Origin of the sequence: Paraburkholderia sp. CNPSo 3281 (genome assembly GCF_024206515.1) — a bacterium.
GTDB lineage: Bacteria > Pseudomonadota > Gammaproteobacteria > Burkholderiales > Burkholderiaceae > Paraburkholderia > Paraburkholderia nodosa.
The window spans coordinates 282,316-306,314 of sequence record NZ_JAMBPS010000002.1 but is presented as its reverse complement, the minus strand read 5'-3'; the positions used below and the strand labels follow the sequence as shown (position 1 = coordinate 306,314).

At 65.3% G+C, this 23,999-nt stretch carries 22 protein-coding genes; 19 read left to right on the top strand and 3 right to left on the bottom strand.

Going from position 1 to position 23,999, the window contains the following annotated elements; all coding sequences use genetic code 11:
- The first annotated feature begins 50 nt into the window (after positions 1-50).
- The 7 genes from M3I56_RS03410 (at position 51) to M3I56_RS03380 (ending at position 6,200) form a co-directional block, all read left to right on the top strand.
- Entirely contained in the window at positions 51-527 is a 477-nt protein-coding gene (locus tag M3I56_RS03410; protein ID WP_028201821.1) for a DUF2244 domain-containing protein, read from the top strand.
- 89 nt (positions 528-616) lie between these two features.
- Positions 617-2,284, top strand: a complete 1,668-nt coding sequence (gene coxB / locus M3I56_RS03405) for a cytochrome c oxidase subunit II (protein WP_254352553.1) — start codon at positions 617-619, stop codon at positions 2,282-2,284.
- Between the two features lie 173 nt (positions 2,285-2,457).
- The gene (ctaD, locus tag M3I56_RS03400) at positions 2,458-4,071 is read left to right on the top strand and encodes a cytochrome c oxidase subunit I (RefSeq protein WP_028201823.1); all 1,614 of its coding nucleotides are present in this window, start codon (positions 2,458-2,460) and stop codon (positions 4,069-4,071) included.
- A 138-nt stretch (positions 4,072-4,209) separates the two neighbouring features.
- Positions 4,210-4,350, top strand: a complete 141-nt coding sequence (locus M3I56_RS03395; protein WP_208867222.1) for a cytochrome oxidase small assembly protein — start codon at positions 4,210-4,212, stop codon at positions 4,348-4,350.
- A gap of 39 nt (positions 4,351-4,389) precedes the next feature.
- Positions 4,390-4,968, top strand: coding sequence for a cytochrome c oxidase assembly protein (locus M3I56_RS03390; protein WP_254352552.1), 579 nt, complete (start codon positions 4,390-4,392; stop codon positions 4,966-4,968).
- A 109-nt stretch (positions 4,969-5,077) separates the two neighbouring features.
- Positions 5,078-5,239 carry a DUF2970 domain-containing protein gene (locus M3I56_RS03385; RefSeq protein WP_373682561.1) on the top strand — a complete coding sequence of 54 codons (162 nt, stop codon included), beginning with the start codon at positions 5,078-5,080 and terminating at the stop codon, positions 5,237-5,239.
- A 103-nt stretch (positions 5,240-5,342) separates the two neighbouring features.
- Entirely contained in the window at positions 5,343-6,200 is an 858-nt protein-coding gene (locus tag M3I56_RS03380; RefSeq protein ID WP_254352550.1) for a cytochrome c oxidase subunit 3, read from the top strand.
- A gap of 131 nt (positions 6,201-6,331) precedes the next feature.
- On the opposite strand, the gene M3I56_RS03375 is transcribed toward M3I56_RS03380, so the two are convergent.
- Positions 6,332-6,541 carry a twin transmembrane helix small protein gene (locus tag M3I56_RS03375; RefSeq protein WP_028201826.1) on the bottom strand — a complete coding sequence of 70 codons (210 nt, stop codon included), beginning with the start codon at positions 6,539-6,541 and terminating at the stop codon, positions 6,332-6,334.
- 105 nt (positions 6,542-6,646) lie between these two features.
- Here M3I56_RS03375 and M3I56_RS03370 point away from each other — a divergent pair, with 105 nt between their 5' ends.
- From M3I56_RS03370 to nagE, 11 genes are all read left to right on the top strand, one after another.
- Positions 6,647-7,441 (top strand): SURF1 family protein, encoded by a 795-nt coding sequence (locus tag M3I56_RS03370; RefSeq protein WP_254352549.1) that lies wholly within the window; start codon positions 6,647-6,649, stop codon positions 7,439-7,441.
- Positions 7,442-7,545: 104 nt separating this feature from the next.
- Positions 7,546-8,190, top strand: coding sequence for a cytochrome C oxidase subunit I (locus M3I56_RS03365; RefSeq protein WP_254352548.1), 645 nt, complete (start codon positions 7,546-7,548; stop codon positions 8,188-8,190).
- A gap of 38 nt (positions 8,191-8,228) precedes the next feature.
- Positions 8,229-9,338 carry a heme A synthase gene (locus M3I56_RS03360; protein WP_254352547.1) on the top strand — a complete coding sequence of 370 codons (1,110 nt, stop codon included), beginning with the start codon at positions 8,229-8,231 and terminating at the stop codon, positions 9,336-9,338.
- Positions 9,339-9,347: 9 nt separating this feature from the next.
- A complete protein-coding gene (gene cyoE / locus M3I56_RS03355) occupies positions 9,348-10,253 on the top strand; it encodes a heme o synthase (RefSeq protein WP_254352546.1) in 906 nt (301 codons plus the stop codon).
- A 4-nt stretch (positions 10,254-10,257) separates the two neighbouring features.
- Positions 10,258-10,899: an SCO family protein gene (locus tag M3I56_RS03350; RefSeq protein WP_254352545.1), complete on the top strand. Its 642-nt coding sequence runs from the start codon at positions 10,258-10,260 to the stop codon at positions 10,897-10,899.
- 191 nt (positions 10,900-11,090) lie between these two features.
- Positions 11,091-11,903 carry a MetQ/NlpA family ABC transporter substrate-binding protein gene (locus M3I56_RS03345; protein ID WP_254352544.1) on the top strand — a complete coding sequence of 271 codons (813 nt, stop codon included), beginning with the start codon at positions 11,091-11,093 and terminating at the stop codon, positions 11,901-11,903.
- A 464-nt stretch (positions 11,904-12,367) separates the two neighbouring features.
- Complete coding sequence (locus M3I56_RS03340; RefSeq protein ID WP_028201832.1) at positions 12,368-13,102, top strand: GntR family transcriptional regulator; 735 nt, start codon at positions 12,368-12,370, stop codon at positions 13,100-13,102.
- A 76-nt stretch (positions 13,103-13,178) separates the two neighbouring features.
- Positions 13,179-14,282, top strand: coding sequence for an N-acetylglucosamine-6-phosphate deacetylase (gene nagA, locus M3I56_RS03335; RefSeq protein WP_254352543.1), 1,104 nt, complete (start codon positions 13,179-13,181; stop codon positions 14,280-14,282).
- Positions 14,275-15,282, top strand: coding sequence for an SIS domain-containing protein (locus tag M3I56_RS03330; RefSeq protein WP_254352650.1), 1,008 nt, complete (start codon positions 14,275-14,277; stop codon positions 15,280-15,282). The genes nagA and M3I56_RS03330 overlap by 8 nt, the downstream gene beginning before the upstream one ends.
- 12 nt (positions 15,283-15,294) lie before the next feature.
- Complete coding sequence (ptsP, locus tag M3I56_RS03325) at positions 15,295-17,889, top strand: phosphoenolpyruvate--protein phosphotransferase (RefSeq protein WP_254352542.1); 2,595 nt, start codon at positions 15,295-15,297, stop codon at positions 17,887-17,889.
- Positions 17,890-18,009: 120 nt separating this feature from the next.
- Entirely contained in the window at positions 18,010-19,773 is a 1,764-nt protein-coding gene (nagE, locus tag M3I56_RS03320) for an N-acetylglucosamine-specific PTS transporter subunit IIBC (RefSeq protein ID WP_254352541.1), read from the top strand.
- A 185-nt stretch (positions 19,774-19,958) separates the two neighbouring features.
- On the opposite strand, the gene rpoH is transcribed toward nagE, so the two are convergent.
- Positions 19,959-20,894: an RNA polymerase sigma factor RpoH gene (gene rpoH / locus M3I56_RS03315; protein WP_028201837.1), complete on the bottom strand. Its 936-nt coding sequence runs from the start codon at positions 20,892-20,894 to the stop codon at positions 19,959-19,961.
- Between the two features lie 578 nt (positions 20,895-21,472).
- Here rpoH and M3I56_RS03310 point away from each other — a divergent pair.
- Positions 21,473-21,856: a nuclear transport factor 2 family protein gene (locus M3I56_RS03310; protein ID WP_028201838.1), complete on the top strand. Its 384-nt coding sequence runs from the start codon at positions 21,473-21,475 to the stop codon at positions 21,854-21,856.
- Between the two features lie 150 nt (positions 21,857-22,006).
- On the opposite strand, the gene leuA is transcribed toward M3I56_RS03310, so the two are convergent.
- Positions 22,007-23,653, bottom strand: a complete 1,647-nt coding sequence (leuA, locus tag M3I56_RS03305) for a 2-isopropylmalate synthase (RefSeq protein WP_254352540.1) — start codon at positions 23,651-23,653, stop codon at positions 22,007-22,009.
- Positions 23,654-23,999 lie beyond the last annotated feature (346 nt).

Sequence of the window (23,999 nt, the reverse complement as noted above, 5' to 3'; positions counted from 1 at the left end):
GGCGCGACGCGGCGATAGTCTGGCGAGGTTGCAAGTGGGGGAAGCGAGCGATGCAGGCGTCTGATCTGCTGGCGAGTCCGGAACCGGTCCTGAAAGACTGGACCATGAAGCGCAACTGTTCGGTTTCGCCCAGGCAATTCGTGTTCTTCTATGTTTCGCTGGCGCTGGTTTCCATCGCGATCGCCGTTCTGTTGTTGATCCACGGCGCCTGGCTGGTTTTGCCGTTTACCGGTATCGATCTGTTGGTAGTAGGCGGCGCTTTTGTCATTTATGCGCGCCATGCTGTCGATTACGAACGTATCAGGCTTTATCCGAACCGGCTGGTGATCGAACAGATGAGCGCCGACGCGCTCACGCAGTTCGAATTCAATCCCCGCTGGGTCCGGGTCGAGCCGGGCGCGACCCCACGCGACCCGGTGCGTCTCGTGTCCCGCGGTCAGGCGGTCGCTGTCGGGTTGCATCTGCCGCAATATCGGCGTGCGCAGTTCGCGCGGGAACTGCGTGCCTGGCTTGCGCGCGCGGGTTGATGCGCAGCGCGTGAGTTTGCCGGTTTGCGGTACGAGCGTCCCAGGGGGCGCCCTGGTTGCAAAACCTTCCTGCGGGGTCGAGGGTTTGAATGGAAATTATGGGTAAGGAAGCTATGAAAACAATCAAGCGAGCCCTCCAGGGCGTGCTGGCGTGCAGCGGATTCCTCGTCGCCGGCGCGGCACTCGCAGTCGGAGACAGCCCAGGCGGCCCTGCGGTGAACGAGATCAATTTCCAGCCGCCCGTCACGCGCATCGCCGAAGAGCTCTACAGCCTCCATATGATGATGCTGCTCTTGTGCGTCGTGATTTTCATCGGCGTGTTCGGCGTCATGTTCTATTCGATCTACGCGCACCGTAAATCGAAGGGCCACAAGGCCGCTCATTTTCATGAGAGCACCACGGTCGAAATCATCTGGACGGTGGTGCCGTTCATCATCGTCGTGCTGATGGCGCTGCCCGCCACCAAGGCCGTCGTGGCGATGAAGGACACCTCCAACGCCGACCTCACCGTGAAGGTCACGGGCTACCAGTGGAAATGGGGCTACGACTACGTGAAGGGGCCGGGCGAGGGCATCAACTTCCTCTCCACGCTCAGCACGCCGCGCTCCGAAGTGAATAACCGCGTGCCGATCACCGATACGTACCTGCAGGAAGTCGACAATCCGCTCGTCGTGCCGGTCAACAAGAAGATCCGCATCATCACCACGGCCAACGACGTCGTGCACTCGTGGTACGTGCCCGCGTTCGGCGTGAAGCAGGACGCGATTCCGGGCTTCGTGCGCGACACGTGGTTCAGGGCCGACAAGGTCGGCACCTATCGCGGCTTCTGTACCGAGTTGTGCGGCAAGGAGCACGCGTTCATGCCGGTCGTCGTCGAGGTGCTCTCGGACGAGGACTACGCGAAGTGGGTCGATACGCAAAAGGCGAAGATGGCGGCCGCCAACGACGACCCGAACAAGACCTACACGCTGGCCGAGCTCAAGGAGCGCGGCGAGAAGGTCTACAACTCGAACTGCGCGGTGTGCCACCAGCCCACCGGCAAGGGCGCGGGCGCGTTCCCGGCGCTCGACGGCAGCAAGGTTGTTCAGGGTCCGCTCGCCGGGCACGTGAGCATCGTCCTGCACGGCAAGAACGCCATGCCTTCGTGGGCGCCGACGCTCAACGACGTCGAGATCGCATCGGTCATCACGTTCGAGCGCAACTCGTGGGGCAACCACACCGGCGACATTCTGCAGCCGCGTCAGGTGGCCGACGCGCGTAACGGCAAGATGCCCGAGGGCGGCGGCACGACGGCGGCAGCGGGCGAGGGCGGCGCGAGCGGCGCAGCCGCGGCAAGCGGCGCGGAAGCAGCCAGCGGCGCAGCCGAAGCGAGCGCGGCAAGTGGTGCGGCGCCCGCAAGCGGCGCGGATCAGGCGTCGGGCGCAGCGGCGCCGAGCGCGGCCGCGTTGCCGGCGAGCGTCTACTTCGAAGTGGGCAAGAGCACGCTGCCCGCCGACGCGAAGGACGCCATCCAGGCCGCAGCCGACTACGCGAAGGCGCATCCGGACGCGAAGTTCACGCTCTCGGGCTACACCGATTCGAGCGGCAACGCCAGCACGAACGCCGACCTCGCCAAGCGCCGCGCGCAAGCGGTGCGCGACGCGATGAAGGCGGCAGGCATTGCCGAAGACCACATCATTCTGAAGAAGCCGGAAACGATCACGGGCGGCGCGAACGCGAAAGAAGCGCGCCGGGTGGAGATCAGCGCAGCGGTCTGAGCGGCCCTGCGCGAGAAGGACAGGCAGCAACAGACGCAGGACAAGCGCTGCGCGAGCAAAACAAGCAGGCAAACGCTGCAGCAAGAGACAAAGCAATTCGCTTCCGCAGTTAAATTGCATGGGGCTGGAGTCAGGCGCTAAGGTGCCAGCTCCGGGCCGACAGGAGATAAGTCATGTCTAGCATCGGACACGATGTAGCTGGAGGGCACGGCCACGTGCACGGCGACCACGCGCACGCCACGCCCCACGGCTGGCGCCGCTGGCTGCTAGCGACGAACCACAAGGACATCGGAACGCTGTATCTGCTGTTCTCGTTCGTGATGTTCCTCTCGGGCGGCGTCATGGCGCTCGCCATTCGTGCGGAACTGTTCGAGCCGGGCATGCAGATCATGCGCCCCGAGTTCTTCAACCAGCTCACCACGATGCACGGTCTCATCATGGTGTTCGGCGCGATCATGCCGGCCTTCGTGGGCTTCGCGAACTGGATGATTCCGCTGCAGATCGGCGCCTCGGACATGGCGTTCGCGCGCATGAACAACTTCAGCTTCTGGCTGCTGCCCGCCGCCGGGTGCTTGCTGGTCGGCTCGTTCTTCTCGCCGGGCGGCGCGACCGCCGCGGGCTGGACGCTCTACGCGCCGCTTTCCACGCAGATGGGCCCGGGCATGGACTTCGCGATCTTCGCGCTGCACATGATGGGCGCCTCGTCGATCATGGGCGGTATCAACATCGTCGTGACGATTCTGAACCTGCGCGCGCCCGGCATGACGCTCATGAAGATGCCGATGTTCGTGTGGACGTGGCTCATCACCGCCTACCTGCTGATCGCCGTGATGCCGGTGCTCGCGGGCGCGATCACGATGCTGCTGTTCGACCGCCACTTCGGCACGAGCTTCTTCAACGCGGCCGGCGGCGGCGACCCGGTGATGTACCAGCACATCTTCTGGTTCTTCGGGCACCCCGAGGTCTACATCATGATCTTGCCGGCGTTCGGGATCGTTTCGCAGGTGATTCCGGCGTTCTCGCGCAAGCCGCTGTTCGGCTATAGCTCGATGGTGTACGCCACGGCGTCGATCGCGATTCTCTCGTTCATGGTCTGGGCGCACCACATGTTCGCCACCGGCATGCCGGTCACGGGCCAGCTCTTCTTCATGTACGCGACGATGCTGATCGCCGTGCCGACGGGCGTGAAGGTGTTCAACTGGGTCGCCACGATGTGGCGCGGCTCGCTCTCGTTCGAAACGCCAATGCTGTGGGCCGTGGGCTTCCTGATCGTGTTCACGTTCGGCGGTCTCTCGGGCCTGATGCTCGCCATGGCGCCGCTCGACATCCAGTATCACGGCACTTACTTCGTGGTGGCGCACTTCCACTACGTGCTGGTGGCGGGGTCATTATTCGCGTTGTTCTCCGGGTGGTACTACTGGGCGCCAAAATGGACCGGCTGGATGTACAACGAGACGCGCGGCAAGATCCACTTCTGGTGCTCGCTCATCTTCTTCAACCTCGCGTTCCTGCCGATGCACTTCGTCGGCCTGGCCGGCATGCCGCGACGCTATGCCGACTATCCGGCCCAGTTCACCGACTGGAACCAGGTGATCACGATCGGCGCCTTCGGCTTCGGGCTTTCTCAGGTGTACTTCCTGTTCTTTGTCGCGTTGCCCGCGTATCGCGGCGGCGGCGAGCTGGAAAAGGCCGGCGACAAGCCGTGGGACGGTGCAACGGGCCTTGAGTGGACCGTGCCGAGCCCGGCGCCGTTCCACACGTTCGAGAATCCGCCGACGGTCGAGTAAGCCGTTGAGTTTGTGGCGTCCGGCTGTGCGCAGCCGGACGCGAACGAAGTCCGCGGTCTTCATGCAGTCTTCATCGGAGCACGTACGAGAGGCGATTCAACGATGCAAGGAGAAGCCGCGGCCAGCCGCGCTGAACGCATGACCCGGGATCCACAAAAAAGACGCACGCCCGAGCAGATCCGCGCGGGCAATCTGCGGCTCGGCCTCATCTTGCTGGCCGTCGTAGTCGGTTTCTTTGTGGCTGCCGTCGTCAAGCAGGTGTATTTCCCCGGCCACTGACGCGCAGAGCGTTTGCAGGAAGTTCGTTCGAGGAGTTCGATGTCCACGCAAGCTGGAAATGATCGCGCGTTCAACCGGTCGATGCTCATCAAGCTCGTCGTGGTGGCGCTGCTGATGTTCGGTTTCGGTTTTGCGCTGGTGCCGATGTATCGCGCGATCTGCCAGGTCACCGGCATCAACAACCTGGTGCAGCGCGACGCCACCGAGCGCGAGGCGCGCAACACACAGGTGGACATGACGCGCACGATCTCGGTGGAGTTCGACGCGAACGCGCGCGGGCTGCTCGGCTTCAGGCCGGAGCAGACGAGCCTCGACGTGCATCCGGGCGAAGTCATGACGGTGATGTACGACATCTCGAACAACGAAGGACGCACGATCGACGCGCAGGCCATACCGAGCTACGCGCCGAAGCAGGCGACGGAGTACTTCCGCAAGATCGAGTGCTTCTGCTTCACGCAGCAGGTCTTGAAGGCGAACGAGACGAAGCGCATGCCGGTGGTGTTCGTGATCGACCCGAATCTGCCGAAAGACGTGAAGACGATCACGCTGTCGTACACGTTCTTCGAGCTGAACAAGCCGGCCGTGCCGCCGCCGCCGAAACAGTCGGCGGGCGCATGAGTCTGCGGTGCCGAGGTCAACGAAGCCAGGAGGCGAGAGGCGCATGAGCGACGAAGGCGGCAGCGGCGTTGAAAGGCCGGCGAAGAAGAAGGGCGGCATCCTGCAGGTGATGAAAGCGGTGGCGTGGTCCTTTCTCGGCGTGCGCAAACGCGCCGACCTCGAAGACGACGCCGCGAACCTCCACCCCGTGCAGCTGATCATCGCGGGCATCATCGGCGCGGTGCTGTTCATCGTCGTGCTGCTGTTGATCGTGCACGCGGTGGTGGGATGAGCGAGTGCGCGCAACGCCGCGCGCATAGCAGTGAATAACGAGGACACACTCGGACAAATGCAGCCGGCGATGTCCGGTGCAACTGGAAACTGGAGAAACAGGCATGAGCGGCCAAAACGATAGCCCGTACTACTTCGTACCGCACCCGTCGCGGCATCCGATCAGCGCGTCCATTGGGCTTGTGGTCATGCTCGGGTCGCTCGCCTCGTGGATCAACGGCGAGTCGTGGGGACCGATCGGCGTGCTCGTCGGCCTGCTGTGGCTGCTCTTCACGCTGTGGCACTGGTTCGGCGACGCCATCGCCGAATCCGAAGGCGGCATGTATGGCAAGCGTGTGGACGTGTCGTACCGGTGGAGCATGAGCTGGTTCATCTTCTCCGAAGTGATGTTCTTCGGCGCGTTCTTCGGCGCGCTCTTCTACGCGCGCGCGATCGCCCTGCATCAGCTCGGCAGCCTCGACTACAAGCTGATCTGGCCGGACTTCTCGGCGGTGTGGCCGAACAACGGTCCCGCGGCGCTGGTCTCGCACTTCCGCTCGATGACGCCGTGGCCCGTGCCGACCATCAACACGGCGCTGCTGCTTTCCTCGGGCGCGACGCTCACCGTTTCGCACCACGCGCTGCGCGACAATCATCGCTCGAAGGCGATCGCGTGGCTCGCCGCGACGATCGTGCTGGGCGTGTGCTTCCTCTTCCTGCAGGCGTTCGAGTACATCCACGCGTATGGCGAACTGAACCTCACGCTCGCTTCGGGCATCTACGGTTCGACGTTCTTCCTGCTCACGGGCTTCCACGGCTTCCACGTGTTCCTGGGCGGCACGATGCTGACCGTCGTGATGATCCGGCTCATTCGCGGCCACTTCACCGCGGAGCATCACTTCGCCTTCGAAGGCGCGGCCTGGTACTGGCACTTCGTCGACGTGGTGTGGCTCGGCCTCTATGTCGTCGTGTACTGGCTGTGATGCGTGGTGCGCCGCGCGGGCCGCGGCGCGGGAGACAGGAATGAAACAAGGCGCCCCCCGACCTCGTCGGCGCGGCGCCTTGTGTTTTGCGGAATGGGGTTTGCGCTGGGGGCAGTGACGGTCTGCGGCGCTCAGCGTCCGTAAGGAATACCGGTGGACTGGATCCAGCCCATCCAGTGCGCGAACAGGATGAACAGAAAGAGCGAGATGGAAAGGCCCACGCGCGTGGCGAGCGACCAGACCATCCGCTTGGTGCGGCCCCGGTCGTGCATCATGAAGTAGAGCGCGGAGATCATGCTCGCGATGATCAGCGCGAACGCAACGGGGACGAGTATGTGCATGAAGTTCACGGAATATGGCATGCCTGAAAACGTCTGTCTCATTATCGCACCGTGCCACACGGCACGGGGTTCGAGCACTTGTATCTTTCGCATCGGACGTGCCCAATGAAAATCCGGCTCGTCCCCACGTTGCTCATTCTGATCGTGATGGCCGTGACGATCCGGCTCGGCTTCTGGCAGCGCGACCGCGCGCATCAGAAGGAGGCGCTGCAGGCGCAAATCACGCAGTACGAATCGTCTGCGCCGCAACCGCTGGGCGTCACGCCACTCGCGCTGAAGGACATCGAGTTTCATCGCGTACGCGCGACGGGCACGTTCCTGCCCGAGCGCGTGGTGTATCTCGACAATCGCCCGTATAACGATCAGCCGGGTTTTTATGTCGTGATGCCGCTTAAACTCGAAGGCGGTGGCTACGTGCTGGTCAATCGCGGCTGGCTGCCGCGCAACATCGCGGATCGCGCCGCGATCGCGCCCTATGTCACCCCGCCTGGGCCGGTCGTCGTCGAAGGCATCGCGCGCGCAGACGCCTCGCGCGCGTTCGAACTCGGTGCGGGCGGCTCTGCAGCGCATCTGAAGATACGGCAGAATCTCGCCGTCGCTTCCTACGCAGCGGAAACGGGGTTGCCGCTGCAACCGTTCGTGATCCAGCAGACCGGCTTTGTGCCGGCCTTCAAGGACGGGCTCGTGCGCGACTGGCCGGTGCCGGACACCGATGTCGAGCGCAACTACGGCTACATGCTCCAGTGGTGGGGCATGGCGCTCGCAGCCCTGGGTTTCGGTCTGTTTGCGGCCCGTAAAGCTGCGAAAAGCGCTGCGACAAAAGCACGCACTGAAGGTGAAGCTGGGCGGCACGCCGAAGAGCCCGAAAGGCAAGACGCAGGCAGCGCGAAGGACGCCTGATGATCGGTCGGACGAATCAATTCGGCCCCGACATGATCCGGACAATGGCGCTGCGCGTGCAGCACATGGACAACTGAAAGCGACAGAAGCGAGGTTCCACGAGAGTGTCGACGCCATCCCCCCGTTCCGCCCAGGTCGCACAGCCGGCCGCCACGCCCGCACAGCAGCACGCGAAGCGGCGTGGCCGCTGGACGCTGCTCATCATCGCGCTCATCTGCGGCGCGCCGATCGCGATTTCGTACTTCACGTACTACGTGATCAAGCCGAAGGGCGGCACGACGAGCTATGGCGCGCTCATCGAGCCGCAGCGGCCCATTCCCGGCGCGCTCGTGGTGACGGGTGACGACGGTCATGAAGTGCCGCTTGCCTCGCTCAAGGGCCGCTGGCTGATGATCTCGGTGAATGGCGGCGACTGCGACGAAGCCTGCGCGACGAAGCTCTATTTCATGCGCCAGGTACGCGCGACGCAGGGCCCGGAGCGCGAGCGCATCGTCACAGTCTGGTTGCGCACCGACGACGCGAGCGTCCCCGCGAAATTGAAGGGCGCCTACGCGGACACGCGCGTGTTGCGCGCCGATCCGGTCGCCCTCGCCGCGTGGCTGCCCGCAACGCAGACGACGACAGACACCGACCACATCTATCTGGTCGATCCGAACGGCAACCTGATGATGCGATTCCCGGCGCATGCCGATCCGTCGAAAATCAAACAAGACGTCACTAAACTGCTCAAGTGGTCCCGCATCGGTTAAGGTGCGCAGCGCGAGTCTGACAGAGAAGAGTAAGAGAGATGTTTATCCTGGAGCTGGGCCTGATTGGCCTGTGCGTCGCGTTGCTGCCGCTCTCGTGGGTCTGGGTGAAGGCCGACGACAACAAGTTTCGCAAGCTCGTGTGGCTCACGACGTTCATGACGCTCGACCTCGTGATGTTCGGCGGCTTTACGCGCCTGACCGACTCGGGCCTCGGCTGTCCTGACTGGCCGGGCTGCTATGGCACCTCGTCGCCGTTTATCGCGCATGCGCAGATTGCCGCGGCGCATCTCGCGATGCCGAGCGGCCCCGTGAGCATGACGAAGGCATGGATCGAGATGATCCACCGCTATTTCGCCATGGCAATCGGTGTCCTGATCATTGCGCAGATGGCGATTGCCTGGCGCGCGCGCATCAAGCGCCTGCCGTTGCATGTGTCGCCGTGGTGGCCCACCGCGCTGCTTGGACTGATCCTCGTGCAGGGCGTGTTCGGCGCGTGGACGGTGACGATGAAGCTGCAGCCCATCATCGTCACGACGCACCTCCTGCTCGGCCTCACGCTGCTCGGTTCGCTCGCGTGGCTCGCCGCACGCATGACGCCGCTGCCCGCATACGAGCCCGACGCCGCGCGCTGGCGCGTGGCCGCACTGGCGGCGCTCGTGCTGCTCGTGGTGCAGATCGCGCTGGGCGGCTGGGTGAGCACGAACTACGCGGTGCTGGCCTGCACCGACTTCCCGACCTGCAACGGCGCGTGGATTCCGCCGATGGATTTTCATCACGGCTTCCACCTCTGGCGCGCGCTCGGCATGGACGGCAACGGCGACGTGATCACGCAGGACGCGCTCGTCGCGATCCACTGGACACACCGTACGTTCGCGTTCGTCGTGATCGCTTATCTGGTATGGTTCGCCCTCAAGTTGCGACGCTATGCCTCGCTGCGACGCCCGGCAAACTGGATCATGATCGTGGTCTTTATCCAATTTCTGACAGGGCTTTCCAACATCGTGCTGCAATGGCCGCTGCCTGTGGCAGTGGCGCACAACGGTGGCGCGGCGATCCTGCTGCTTTTGGTCGTCGTGCTAAACTTTCGAATTGCTTGTAGCCGCCCCGGCCGCGCCGTTCTCCCTGCGCGCGACACCGCTGCGGTGTGATCCCGCCCTATGGAAAGTACAACCCTATCCCAGACGCCCGGTAGCCGGATTTCCCAATATCTCGCGCTCACCAAGCCGCGCGTCACGCAACTGGCCGTGTTTTGCGCCGTCATCGGCATGTTCCTCGCCGTGCCGGGCATGGTGCCCTGGAAGCCGCTGATCGGCGGCACCGTCGGCATCTGGCTCACGGCCGGCGCGGCCTTCGCGATCAACTGTCTCGTCGAGCAAAAGGTGGATGCGCGCATGCGTCGCACTGCCTGGCGTCCTTCGGCGCGCGGCGAGATCACGAGCACGCAGATCCTGATCTTTTCGGCGGTGATCGGCGGCCTCGGCATGTGGGTGCTGTACACGTTCGCCAATCCGCTCACCATGTGGCTCACGGTCGCGACCTTCATCGGCTACGCGATCATTTACACGCTGCTGCTCAAGCCGGCCACGCCGCAGAACATCGTGATCGGCGGCGCCTCCGGCGCCATGCCGCCTGCGCTCGGCTGGGCCGCCGTGACGGGCCACGTGCCCGCCGACGCCTGGATTCTCGTGCTCATCATTTTCGTGTGGACGCCACCGCACTTCTGGGCGCTCGCACTCTACCGCCGCAAGGACTACGAAAACGCCGGCCTGCCGATGCTGCCCAACACGCACGGCGAGAAGTACACGCGTCTGCATATCCTGCTCTACACCGTCATCCTGTTCGCGGTCACGCTGATGCCGTACATCTCGGGCATGAGCGGCGTGCTGTATCTGGCTTCGGCCGTGCTGCTCGGCGCCGTGTTCCTCGCCTACGCGTGGAAGATCTACGTCGAGTATTCCGACGCACTGGCTCGCAAGACTTTCCGCTATTCGATCGTCTACCTCTCGTTGCTGTTCGTGGCGTTGCTCGTCGACCATTACGTGCATGCGCTCATCGCGGCGTAACGATATGGTCCACCGCACGCTTGCGCGCTTGCTGCGCGCCACGGTCGTCGCGCTTGCCGCTGCAGGCGCACTCGGCGGCACGCTGGTTCTCGAGGGCTGCGGCCAGCAGCCGCCCGCGTTCACGAACCTCGACATCACCGGCAATACCCAGTTCGGCAAGGACTTCGCACTCCCCGATACCGGCGGCAAGACGCGCACGCTCGCCGACTTCAAGGGCAAGGTGGTCGTGCTGTTCTTCGGCTATACGCACTGTCCGGACGTTTGCCCCACCACCATGGCCGAGCTTTCGCAGGCGCTCCAGCAACTGGGGCCCGATGCGGCGAAGCGCGTGCAGGTGCTGTTCGTCACCGTCGATCCCGAGCGCGACACGTCGCAGATCCTGAGCCAGTACACGGCCGCGTTCAATCCGACCTTCATTGGGCTGCGCCCGGCCAACGAAGACCAGCTCAAGCAGGTGGCGAAGGATTTCCGCGTGTACTACGCGAAGGTGCCCGGCAACACGCCGGATAGCTACACGATGGACCACACCGCCGCGAGTTACGTGTTCGACACGACCGGCAAACTGCGCCTCTTCGCGCGCGACGGGCAGGGCGTCACGCCCTGGCTGCACGATCTAAAGATCCTCCTCGGTTCGACTCCCGACTAAGGGAGAGCCCGCGTGTTCGCCTCGAGAGGCAAACACGCGCCGCGCGCTTCAGGGCGGCGCGGGCATACCAGTATGCGAATTCATTATTTCCCGCAACCGGTTCCATATGAGACGATTTATATCGTCCGGCAGAGGGTGCACAACGCCACGGGACCGGAGCAACACCAAAACCACGCAGGAACATCATCTCCATGCAGCGCAGAAATCTGATTAAAGCACTCCTCGCCGGCGTCGCCGCCACCACGCTCGCAGCCAGCTTCGGCGTCCGCGCCGACGACCAGGTCATCAAGGTCGGCACCGTTTCGGGTCCGGACGCGCAAGTCTGGGCCGTCGTCCAGAAGGTCGCCAAGCGCGAAGGCCTGAACGTCAAGGTCATCGAATTCAACGACTACGTGCAGCCGAACGCCGCGCTCGACGCCGGCGACCTCGACGCCAACAGCTTCCAGACCGGCCCGTATCTCGACAGCCAGATCAAGCAGCGCGGCTACAAGCTCGTGAACGCGGGTCTCACGTACATCTCGCCCATCGGCGTGTACTCGAAGAAGCTCAAATCGCTGAACGAGCTGCCGCAAGGCGCGAAGGTCGCTGTGCCGAATGACCCGTCGAACGAAAACCGTGCGCTGCTGCTCCTGCAAAGTAAGGGCCTGATCAAGCTGCGCGCTGGCGCGGGCACCAACGGCAGCAACGCGACGCCGCTCGACCTCGCCGAAAATCCGAAGAAGATCAAGCTCGTCGAACTCGACGCCGCGCAGCTTCCGCGCGCGCTCGGCGACGTGGACGCCGCCGTGATCAACACGAACTACGCGCTCGCGGCCGGCCTGCAGCCGACCAGGGACGCCATCGCCATCGAGGACACCCACAGCCCGTACGCGAACCTGATCGCCGTTCGCACGCAGGACAAGGACAAGCCGTGGGTGAAGAAGCTGGTCGCCGCCTACCAGTCGGAAGACGTGCGCCAGTTCATCAAGAGCGAGTTCAAGGGCTCGATGGTTCCGTCGTTCTAAGGGATCTTCGAGAAGCGGCTGCCTGCGTCCAATCGACGCGGTAACCCGCCAGAACCCGAACGCCGTGGCGACCGCCACGGCGTTTTTTTATTGCGCGTGCACTATCGCGGTCTGCGCGATCTTTCCTGTCGAAGTCGCGTCCTGGTCCTACGGCGGTACCACGGTGGGCTATGTCAGATAACCTTTTGATGCCACTCTGGTCCCATTGTGGCGCCCCGTGAATACCGCTCCAGGGTAAATCCTGATGCCGGACTGCGCCCCGCTGGAGCCTTGTGTGTTCGTGTAATATATTGATTTTTAACGATATTTTTCGACGCTATACGGCGAGGTGGCATCTGTTGACTGGTCTTATTGTGGTTATATAATGGGCTCGCTTTCGCACCGGACCAATCTGCACTACCGGCCCTGCCACGCAGCATGCCCGTCCGGCCCCCCACGATCGTCCAACCGCTGGCGCCAAGTCCATGGAAACCCGTTGGTCTGCCCTGATGCCCGATGCGCGCAATGTGACGCCGCTCTATCTGCAGCTGGCGCGCAACCTTGCCACGGCCATTCACTGCGGCGTGTGGTCGGCCGGCGAAGCGCTGCCATCGGAGCGCACGCTGTCGGACGCGATCGGCGTGTCGCGCATCACCGCGCGCAAGGCGATCGAGCTGCTCGTGGAGCAGGGGCTGATCCGGCGCGCGCGCGGCGCAGGCAGCTTCATCACGCCGCGCGTGGAAGATCCGCTTTCGCGCCTCACGGGCTTCACGAAGAAAATGGAGCAGCGCGGCTTCACGCCCGACTCGGTATGGCTCGCGCGCGAGGTACGGTCCGCGCACCGCGAGGAGATCGTGCAGCTCGGCCTCTCGCCGGGCGCCTCGGTCGCGAGCCTGCGCCGCCTGCGCCGCGCCGACGGCACCGTGATGGCGGTCGAGCATTCGGCGCTGCCGGTATCGATCGTGCCGGACCCGGAAGCCATCGAGGGCTCGCTGTATGCGTATCTGGAGCAGCGCCGCGTGCCCGTGGTACGCGCCCTGCAGCACTTTCGCGCGCTCAACGCGACGGGCGAGATCGCCGCGCTGATGGGCGTCGAGCCGCGCGCGGCGCTGCTCGTCATCACGCGCGTGGGCTTTTCCGCCGATCAGCGCGCCATCGAGCTGACCGACACTTATTGCCGCGACGGTTATTACGACTTCGTTGCGGAGCTGCGCCAGTGAGCGCCGTCGCAGTCTCTCTCATGCACGTCACCGAAACGTCCTACCGCGCTTCGATGCGCCTCATCGGAAAACTCTCATGCTGAGCGGAAACATACTCACCCCTGAAGGCTGGATCCACGGTACGCTGTCGTTCGAGAACGGACGCATCACCGCGATCACGGGCGAGGCCACCGATCCGGCGAACAACGACGCGCCCTACATCCTGCCGGGCTTCATCGACCTGCACGTGCACGGCGGCGGCGGCGCCGACGTGATGGAAGCCGGCGACGCGATCGAAACCATCGCGCGCACTCACGCCCGCTACGGCACCACGAGCCTGCTCGCCACCACCATGACCGCCCCGCGCGACGAGCTGATGAACGTGGTCGCGGGCCTCGGCAACGTCACGCGCAACCGCACGGCGGGCGGCGCGCGCGTGCTGGGCGTGCACCTCGAAGGCCCGTACATCAACCCGGGCAAGCTCGGCGCGCAGCCCGACGCCGCCGTTTCGGCCGTGCTCGACGAAGTGCTCAAGTACCTCTCGATCGCGCCGATTCGTGTGGTGACCGTGGCGCCCGAGATCGCGGGCCATATCGAGATCATCGGCGAGATGGCGGCGCGCGGCGTGCGCGTGCAGATCGGCCACTCGCTCGCGACCTACGACGATGCCGTAGCCGCGCTCAAGCACGGCGCCTGCGGCTTCACGCACCTCTTCAACGCGATGTCGCCACTGCACCATCGCAACCCGGGCGTGGTCGGCGCGGCGCTCGCGCATGCCGAGTACGCGGAGATCATTCCGGACCTGCTGCACGTGCATCCCGGCGCGATCCGCGCCGCGCTGCGCGCCATTCCGCGTCTCTATGTGGTGACCGACAGCACCTCGGCCACCGGCATGCCCGACGGCGAATACCGCCTCGGCAGCCAGCACGTGACGAAATGCCTTGGCGGCGTGCGTCTCGCCGACGGCACGCTCGCAGGCAGCACCCTCACCATGGACCAGGCGCTGCGCAACCTCGTCTCGATCGGACTGCCGATCGCGGACGTGTCCGCGCGCCTGTCGCGCTACGCCGCCGACTACCTCGGCATCGAAGACCGTGGCCGCCTCGTGCGCGGCGCATGGGCCGATGTCAACGTGTTCGGTCGCGAGCTGGCGCTCACCGCGACCTATGTCGAAGGAGAATCGATTGTCGAATATGCTTGAAGAAGCGCTGGCCTCGGCCAGCGTCGTCGCCGCGCAGCTCGCGGACACCTCGCGCGTCGAAGCGCTCGCCCGCGCGCTGGATGCCGAGCCGCGCCACGTCGCGCTGACCGTCGCGCGCGGCAGTTCGGACCACGCGGCGAGCTACTTCGCTGCGCTCACCATGAGCCGCATCGGCGTGCCGGTGGCCACGCTGCCGATGTCGATCGCGACGCTCCAGCAGGCGCCCTTACGTGTGCGCGGCCAGTTTGCCCTCGCTTTCTCCCAATCGGGTAGGAGTCCTGACCTCGTCGCGACGATCAAGGCGCTGCGCGAAGCCGGTGCGCTGACGGCGGCGATGGTCAACGTCGCGGGCTCGCCGCTCGCCGAGGCCGCGGGCACGGAACTGGCGCTCCTCGCCGGTCCCGAGCTGAGTGTGGCGGCCACCAAGAGCTATATCGCGATGCTCGCGATGTCGGCGCAACTCGTCGGCTTCTGGCAGCGCGACGCCGCGTTCCTCGACGCCGTGCGCGCGCTGCCCGACGCGCTCGATCGCGCGGGCACGCTCGACTGGTCGAACGCCGTCGAAGAATTGCGCGTCGTGAAACAGATGATTGTTATCGGCCGCGGTCCCGGCCTCGCCGTTGCGCAGGAGGCTGCGCTCAAGCTCAAGGAAACCTCGGGCATTCAGGCCGAAGCGTTTTCGAGCGCCGAAGTGCGCCACGGCCCGATGGAGTTGATCGACCGCGATTACCCGCTGCTCGTGTTCGCCCCGCGCGGGCCGGAGCAGGCAGGCCTGATCGAGTTCGCCCGCGACATGGAAAAGCGCGGCGCGCGCGTGCTGCTCGCGGCGCCCGCCGACGTAGCCGGCGCTGCGCTGCCGCTCGAAACGGCTGCCGATGCGGCACTCGATCCCATCGCGGCCATTTTGTCGTTCTACGTGATGGCGGCGGGCCTCGCCGCCGCGCGCGGCCGCAACCCTGACGAGCCGCGTTACCTGAACAAAGTCACCGAAACCCACTAGATTGGAAAGCGAATGGAACGCATCGAGGAGTCTCGCCTGATGGATCCGCATACTCGCGTCGAGGGGCACATCGTACTGGTCTCTCCGCTCACCGGGCCGGTCGTGCCGCTCGCGTCGGTGCCCGATCCGGTGTTCTCGGAAGGGTTGTTCGGCGACGGCATCGGCGTCGATCCGCTCGTCGGCCGTGTCGTCGCGCCGTGCGACGGCATCGTCGTGCATCTCGCGCGCACGGGCCACGCGGTCACGCTGCAAACGGCCGAAGGCGCGCAGGTGCTCATGCACGTCGGCATCGACACCGTCGAGCTGAACGGCAAGGGCTTCACGCCGAAGGTCGCGCAGGGCGCGCAGGTGCGGCTCGGCGACACGTTGATCGAGTTCGATCTCGACGTGGTGGCGTGCAATGCGCCGAGCCTCGTTTCGGTCGTCGCGATCGCCAATTCGGATGCATTCGAAGTGATCGAGCGCGCGGGCGCGGGTCACGTCGAAGCGGGCAAGTCCGCGCTGCTTGTGCTGCGCATGCGCGACGGCGCGGAGATCGCGGCCGCCCACGAATTGATCGCAAACGAAGTGCGCCGCAGCGTGACGCTCACGCATGCGGGCGGTCTCCATGCGCGGCCCGCGGCGCGGGCGCGCGAAGCGGTGCGCGGCATCGACGCGCGCGTCGAGGTCCGCTTTGGCGAACGCAAGTCCGCCATCGAGAGCGTCGTCGGGCTGTTGGGCCTCGGCGCGGGCGAGGGCGCGACCATCGAACTCGTCGGCATCGGCCTGGAGGCGCAGCGCGCCGTGGACGCCGTAGCGGGCGAACTCCTGCGCGAAGCGCCCGGCGAGGGCGGCGAAGCACCGGCGCGACTGCAGTCGCCCGCGCCCGTGATGCAGGAAGCCGCGGCCGCCGTGGCGTCGTCCGCCGAGCCGGGCGTGCTCGCGGGCGTGTGCGCGGCGCCGGGCGTCGCGGTGGGCAAGCTGGTGCGCTGGGACGAAGCCGAACTCACGCCGCCGGAACGCGCGAGCGGCCCATCGGCCGCGGAAAGCCGCCTGCTGGACAAGGCAATCGCCGCGGTGGACGCCGAGCTGAACCAGAGCGTGCGCACGGCTTCGCAGCGCGGCGCGATTGGCGAGGCGGGCATCTTCACGATGCACCGCGTGCTGCTCGAAGACCCGACGCTCGTCGACGCTGCGCGCGACGCGATCAGTCTCGGCAAGAGCGCGGGCTACGCGTGGCGCGAAGCGATCCGCGCGCAGATCGCGGTGCTCGGCAAGGTGGACGATCCGCTGCTCGCGGAGCGCGCCGCCGACTTGCGCGACCTCGAAAAGCGCGTGCTGCGCGCGCTTGGTCTGTCGAACACGGCCGCGCGCACGCTGCCCGAGGAAGCCGTACTCGCCGCCGACGAATTCACGCCTTCCGATCTCGCCTCGCTCGACCGCAAGCGCGTGATGGCGCTCGTGATGGCGCGCGGCGGCGCGACCTCGCACGCCTCGATCATCGCGCGCCAGGCCGGCATTCCCGCGCTCGTCGCGCTCGGCGACGCGCTGCATGCGGTGCCCGAGGGCACCGAAGTCGTCATCGATGCGGGTGCTGGCCGCTTTGCGTACACGCCGAGCGCGTTCGACATCGAACGCGCGCGCAGCGAAAAGCAGCGCCAGGCCGGCGTGCGCGAAGCGAATCGCCGCACCTCGCACGAGGCCGCGGCCACGCGCGACGGCCACGCGGTGGAAGTTGCCGCGAACATCGCGACGCTGGAAGACGCCAACACGGCGGTGGAAAACGGCGCAGACGCCGTGGGCCTCCTGCGCACGGAGCTGCTCTTCATCCATCGCCAGGCCGCGCCGACGGTGGAAGACCATCTTCAGAGCTACCAGGCCATCACGGACGCACTCGCGGGCCGCACCGCGATCATCCGCACGCTCGACGTGGGCGCGGACAAGGAAGTCGACTATCTCACGCTGCCGCCCGAGCCGAATCCGGCGCTGGGTCTGCGTGGCATCCGCCTCGCGCAGGTGCGTCCCGATCTGCTGGACGACCAGCTGCGCGGACTCGTCGCCGTGAAGCCGGCGGGCAAGGTGCGCATCCTGCTGCCGATGGTGACCGACGTGGGCGAACTCGTGCGCCTGCGCGAGCGCATCGACACCTTCGCACGTGAAGCGGGCCGCACGGAGCCGATCGAGGTGGGCGTGATGATCGAGGTGCCCTCGGCAGCGCTGCTCGCGGACCAGCTCGCGCGCCACGCCGATTTCCTCTCGATCGGCACCAACGACCTCACGCAGTACACGCTCGCGATGGACCGTTGCCAGCCTGACCTCGCGGCGCAGGCCGACGGTCTGCACCCGGCCGTGCTGCGTCTCGTGGCGGCGGCGGTCGAGGGCGCGAACCAGCACGGCAAGTGGGTCGGCGTGTGCGGCGCGTTGGCGGGCGATCCGCTCGCGGTGCCGCTGCTCGTCGGCCTCGGCGTGACGGAGCTTTCCGTCGATCCGGTTTCGGTGCCGTCGATCAAGGCGCGCGTGCGCAAGCTCGACTACAACGACTGTCGCGAGCGCGCGCAGAACGCACTCGCACTCGAATCGGCGCAAGCCGTGCGTGCGGCAAGCCGCGAAAGCTGGCCGCTCGATTGATGGTTTCTGTTTCACCCACCCTAAGCAATCCTTAAAAACACGCCGGCGCGCGCAGCGATCGCGCGCCGGCTTCTCTCACCCACACACGTCAAGCAAGAGATAGAGACTGGAGGCAGTTCAATGGATGGCAATCCGTTTCTCAAGATTCAAAGCCTCGGCCGCGCGCTGATGCTTCCCATCGCAGTGCTGCCGGTCGCCGGCATCCTGCTTCGTTTCGGCCAGGCCGACATGCTCAACATCAAGATCATCGCCGACGCGGGCGGCGCGATCTTCGATAACCTGCCGTTGCTGTTTGCGATCGGCATTGCAGTGGGCTTTGCGAAAGACAACAACGGCGTCGCCGGCCTCGCGGGCGCGCTGGGCTATCTGGTCCAGACGGCCGTGATGAAGGACATCAACGACAAGCTCAACATGGGCGTGCTGTCGGGCGTGGTGGCCGGTGTCGTCGCGGGCATGCTGTACAACCGCTTCAAGGACATCAAGCTGCCCGAGTTCCTCGCGTTCTTCGGCGGCAAACGCTTCGTGCCGATCGTCACAGGGCTCACGTGTCTGGTGCTGGGTATCGCGTTCGGCTACGTCTGGGGACCGGTGCAGGGTGTGATCGACACGGCCGGCCACTGGCTCACTACGGCGGGCGCGATCGGCACTTTCGTATACGGCTTGCTCAACCGGCTCCTGCTTGTCACGGGTCTGCACCACATCCTCAACTCGCTCGTGTGGTTCGTGTTCGGCTCGTTCACGCCGGCAGCGGGCGGCGCGGCCGTCACGGGCGACCTGCACCGCTTCTTCGCGGGCGACCCCACGGCGGGCAGCTTCATGGCCGGCTTCTTCCCGGTGATGATGTTCGGCCTGCCGGCAGCGTGCCTCGCGATGCTGCATGAAGCCCCGAAGGACAAGCGCGCGATGGTGGGTGGCCTGCTGTTTTCGATGGCGCTCACCTCGTTCCTCACGGGCGTGACCGAGCCGATCGAGTTCACGTTCATGTTCCTCGCTCCCGTGCTCTACGCGATCCACGCGGTACTCACGGGGCTGTCGCTTGCGATCTGCTCGCTGCTCGGTATCAAGCTGGGCTTCACGTTCTCGGCGGGCGCGATCGACTACGTGCTGAACTACGGGCTCTCCACGCATGGCTGGTATGCGATTCCGCTCGGTGTGGTCTATGCGGTCGTGTACTACGGGCTGTTCCGCTTCTTCATCCGCCGCTTCAATCTTCCCACGCCGGGCCGTGAAGCCTCGGCGGGCGATACGGCAATCGCCTCGTCGATGTCGGGCGTGGCGGTGGCAGCGGGCGGCGCGGCCACGGCGGCGTCGCTCTCGCGTGCTGCGCGTTATATCGATGCGCTGGGCGGCGCGGCCAACCTCAAGGTGGTCGATGCCTGCACGACGCGTCTGCGTCTCACAGTGGCCGATCCGGCGCATGTTTCCGAGCCGGCGTTGAAGGCGATCGGCGCGCGCGGTGTGCTCAAGCGCGGCGGCGAAAGCGTGCAGGTCATCATTGGGCCCGAAGCGGACATCATCGCCGACGAGATTCGCGGTGAGATCGCACGCGATGGCGCGGCCGCTGTCAGGACGGCGCCCGCGGCGCAGCCTGCGGGTCAGGCCGTTCAGGCTGCTCAGGCGAGCGCGAGCGCAGGTATCGCGCAGGGCCCGCTCGATCCGAATCCGTCGCGCTGGCTTGCGGTGTTCGGCGGCGTTGCCAACATCGTCTCGCTCGACGCGGTGGCGGCCACGCGCCTGCGCGTGATCGTGCGCGACCCGGCGGCCGTGGATCGCGAGCGCCTCGGCGCGCTCGACGTAGCGTGGACTTCGGCGGATACGCTGCACATCGTGGTCGGCGACGCCGCACCGCGCTATGCACGTGAACTGGCGCTCCAGCCGGCGTAATCGATCCGCTGACAACCAGCATACGTTGTACCGAGCGCCGCGGCGATTTAGCAGCGCCGGAAACAAAACGCCGCGGCAGGGTGCCGCGGCGTTTTTCACTGGCATACAGCGCGATACAGCGCGCAAAAGAAAAACCCCGTTCGCGGGAACGGGGTTTTCGGTTTGGCGTTGAGACCTGGCGACGGTTACGCGTAGTCGGCGAGCGCGCTGCGCATCTTCTTCATGGCGCTCGCCTCGATCTGGCGAATGCGCTCGGCCGAAACGCCGAACTCGTCGGCCAGTTCGTGCAGGGTCGAGCCGCCCGAACCGTCGTCGTCCACGTTGAGCCAGCGCGCCTCGATGATGCGGCGGCTGCGTGCGTCGAGCGCTTCCAGCGCGCTCGCAATGCCGTCCGACTGCAGGCGGTCGCGCGAACGTGCGGCGAGCACAGCGCTCGGCTCGTTGTGCGAGTCGGCGAGCCAGGCGATCGGGGCGAACGACTCCTCGCCGTCTTCGGTCTGGCCTTCGAGCGCGATGTCGGCGCCCGAGAGGCGCGTTTCCATTTCCACGACTTCTTCGCGCTTCACGTTCAGTTCCTGCGCGAGGCCGTCGATTTCCTCCGGCGTGAACGACTGCAGGCCCTGCTTGTGGCTGCGCAGGTTGAAGAACAGCTTGCGCTGCGCCTTGGTCGTGGCGACCTTCACCATGCGCCAGTTGCGCAGGATGTACTCGTGGATCTCAGCCTTGATCCAGTGCATGGCGTACGACACGAGGCGCACGTTCTGCTCGGGGTCGAAGCGCTTCACGGCCTTCATCAGGCCGATGTTGCCTTCCTGAATCAGGTCGGCGTGCGGCAGGCCGTAGCCGAGATAATTACGCGCGATCGACACCACGAGACGCAGGTGCGACAGCACCAGGCGGCGCGCGCCTTCAAGATTGTTTTGCTCGCGAAACTCGGTCGCGAACTGACGCTCTTCTTGTGGCGTCAACATCGGGATCCGGTTCACGGCCTGAATATAGGCGTCGATGTTGCCCAGCTGGCCGGGCAACAGGGAAGCATTCGCGAGCGCCAATGAGCCCCCGGCCTTGGCCGACGACGGGCTCAGCGTACTCGGAAGGGTCATGGTCATTGCGTTGCTCACGTAGCGAACTCCTCAGGAATCTTGCAAAAGTCAGACACCGACTCCACGGTGGATGTTAGCACTCTGAATTCCCGAGTGCTAATACTTGGAGTCTGTAGGGGCTTCAAGGTTCCTTGGTGCCTATCGAAATGGTTGTATCGATAGATTACACTAAACGGCGGCAGTCAAGCAGGGTGGGGCCTGGCGCCCGGCGCAGGCCCGCGCAGGGGGCAGGCCGAAGGAACACTCTAGAACGGGGCAGCAATCCGGCGCGAAAGCACGAGAAATAAAGGGTTGAATCAACGGCGCTAGAAGGGCGGCGGAGCGCGCCTGGACTTTGCCACGGAATCTGACAAATAGACATCGGACAAAGACGAAAGTGCTGCGCTGCGACATCCGGGCGCGGCCGTGGGGATGACGCTAGCGCCACGCGCGGTTTTCGCCGGGCGCGTGGCGTATGCACCATACATGGAGGCGTTGTCTTTGATCGCAAGTATCCATGCGCTAAAACCTGGTATAAATTTCAGCCAGACGTATGTAGAAAATCTTCGGCGTAGATCTCCGCTCATGCGCGGGTCGACGCGCAAGGGGCTCTAGCGATGGCGGCAAAACTAATCGATGCGATTCGCGGACTTGAGCGCGAGCGTTTTCGCGCGATGGTCGACGGCGACGGCACGTCGCTGGACCAGTTGCTGTCCGATCACGCGACCTTCGTCCACACCAACGGCAAACGCGAAACCAAGCAGCAGTTCATCGACGCGATCACGGCGGGCCGCCGCCGTTACCGCCAGATCGAGATCCAGTCGCAGGACGTGCTGCACGCGGGCAACGAGGCCTGCGTGGTCTCCGGCCGCGTGCTCATTGAGATGGAAGCAAATAACGGTGCGCTGCTCTTTCCTATTGCCTATACGGCGATCCAGACGCAGGAAGGGGGCCACTGGCGCCTGCTCGCATGGCAGGCGACGCGTTGCGCGATCGAGTGACGACCGGTAAGTCCACTCGCTGAAACACCGCTTGGGCGCTTCAGGCGCACGCCGGCGGCCCGTTTTGCCGCCGGCGCTCAACAATGCCGCCGATTTCCCTGCTGAAACTCAAACTGCTTCGCGCACCGCGCGCGACACGCGCGGAAGGTGTCAGGCCGCCGCGCGCCGATCCACTTGCGGCCAGACCGCGCGATTCACGGCGCTGACGACTGCCGCGACGCACGCATGGACCGCGTCTTCGCCCACGCCCACACCGTGGCGCAATGGCTGGCCGCCCACGCGCGCGCCGACGAACACGGCCGTGCCGCCCTGCGAGGTACGCTCGGTCTCGAACGATGTGATTTCGATGCGCTCGCCGGCCATCGCCGCGATGGCGGCGGCAACGGCTTGCGCATGCGCTTCGTCGCTGCTGGCGGCAGCCGGCATGGCCACATCACGGCCTTCCCAGCGCACACGGCCTGAACCGGCGCTGGCAGCCGGCCCGCGCGTTTCGAAGTACTCACGCGCGAACAGTGCGCAGACCGCATCGCCCGTGATTTCTTCGCCCGAGGTATCGGCAGCGGTCTGCACGGCGTGGCTGAACTCGATCTGGACGCGGCGGGGCGGCGTGAAGCCCATGCCGCGCTCGAGCAGATAGGTCGCGCCACCCTTGCCCGACTGGCTGTTCACGCGGATCACCGCGTCGTAGCTGCGGCCGAGATCGGCGGGATCGATCGGGAGATAGGGCACTTCCCAGACGGCGTCGGGCTGCTGCTGTGCCAAGCCCTTGCGGATCGCGTCCTGGTGCGAGCCCGAGAACGCCGTGAACACGAGGTCGCCCGCGTACGGATGGCGCGGATGCACGGGCAACTGGTTGCAGCGCTCGACCACGCGGCGCACGGCGTCGATATCCGAAAAGTCGAGGCCCGGATCGATGCCCTGGGTATAGAGGTTCATCGCGAGCGTGACGAGATCGACGTTGCCGGTGCGTTCGCCGTTGCCGAAGAGGCAGCCTTCGATACGGTCCGCGCCCGCGAGCAGCGCCATTTCGGCAGCGGCCACCGCCGTGCCGCGATCGTTATGCGGATGCACCGAAAGCACGATGCTGTCGCGGTATGCGAGATTGCGGTCCATCCACTCGATCTGGTCGGCGTAGACGTTGGGCATCGCCGCTTCGACGGTCGCCGGAAGATTCACGATCATCTTGTGATCGCGCGTCGGGCGCCACGTCTGGGCCACGGCGTCGCAGACTTCGCGCGCGAAGGTCAGCTCGGTCATGCTGAAAGTTTCGGGCGAATACTGGTAAGTCCAGTGCGTTTGCGGGTTTTTATCGGCATGTTCGCGGATGATGCGCGTGCCTTCGACCGCGAGCGCTTTCACTTCGTCCTTCGACTGGCCGAACACGATCTTGCGGAACGACGGGCAGATCGCGTTGTAAAGATGAACGATTGCGCGCGGCACGCCTTCGAGCGCTTCGAACGTGCGCGCAATCAATTCTTCGCGCGACTGCACGAGCACCTCGATGGTCACATCGTCGGGAATACGCTGTTCGTCGATCAGCTTGCGCACGAAATCGAAGTCGGTCTGCGAAGCGGACGGGAAGCCGACTTCGATTTCCTTGAAACCGATCGCGACGAGCATTTCGAAGAATTCGGTCTTCTGCTCGATGCTCATCGGCTCGATCAGCGACTGGTTACCGTCGCGCAGGTCGGTGCTCATCCAGATCGGCGCGCGTTCGACGGTGCGCGTCGGCCATTTGCGGCCGTTCAGGCGGATGGCGGGGAAGGGGCGGTATTTCTTGGCGGGATTACGCAACATGACGAGCCTCGTTCTTCATGGTGTCGTTTGCGATGGCGGTCGGCAGCGGGCGGCTGGCGGGCTGACGACGGAGCACGATGCGCGAAACTTCACGCGTACGGGCGGCAACCTCGGACGCGAAGAAGACGACCACGGTGACGGCGGTAGCCGGCGCGGCGAAAGCGGACGTGAACGATGCCCATGCAACGTGCATTTTGACCTCGCGACTCGTCCGAACGGTAAGCGGACGAATGCAGACGACAGGTTGTAGAGATACTGCGGATTTGGGGTACTGCGAAAACTGCTTTGGGAGGACCGCGGTGACCGGAGGAGGTGGTCGTTGCGGCGCTACACCAGCTTTAGGCTA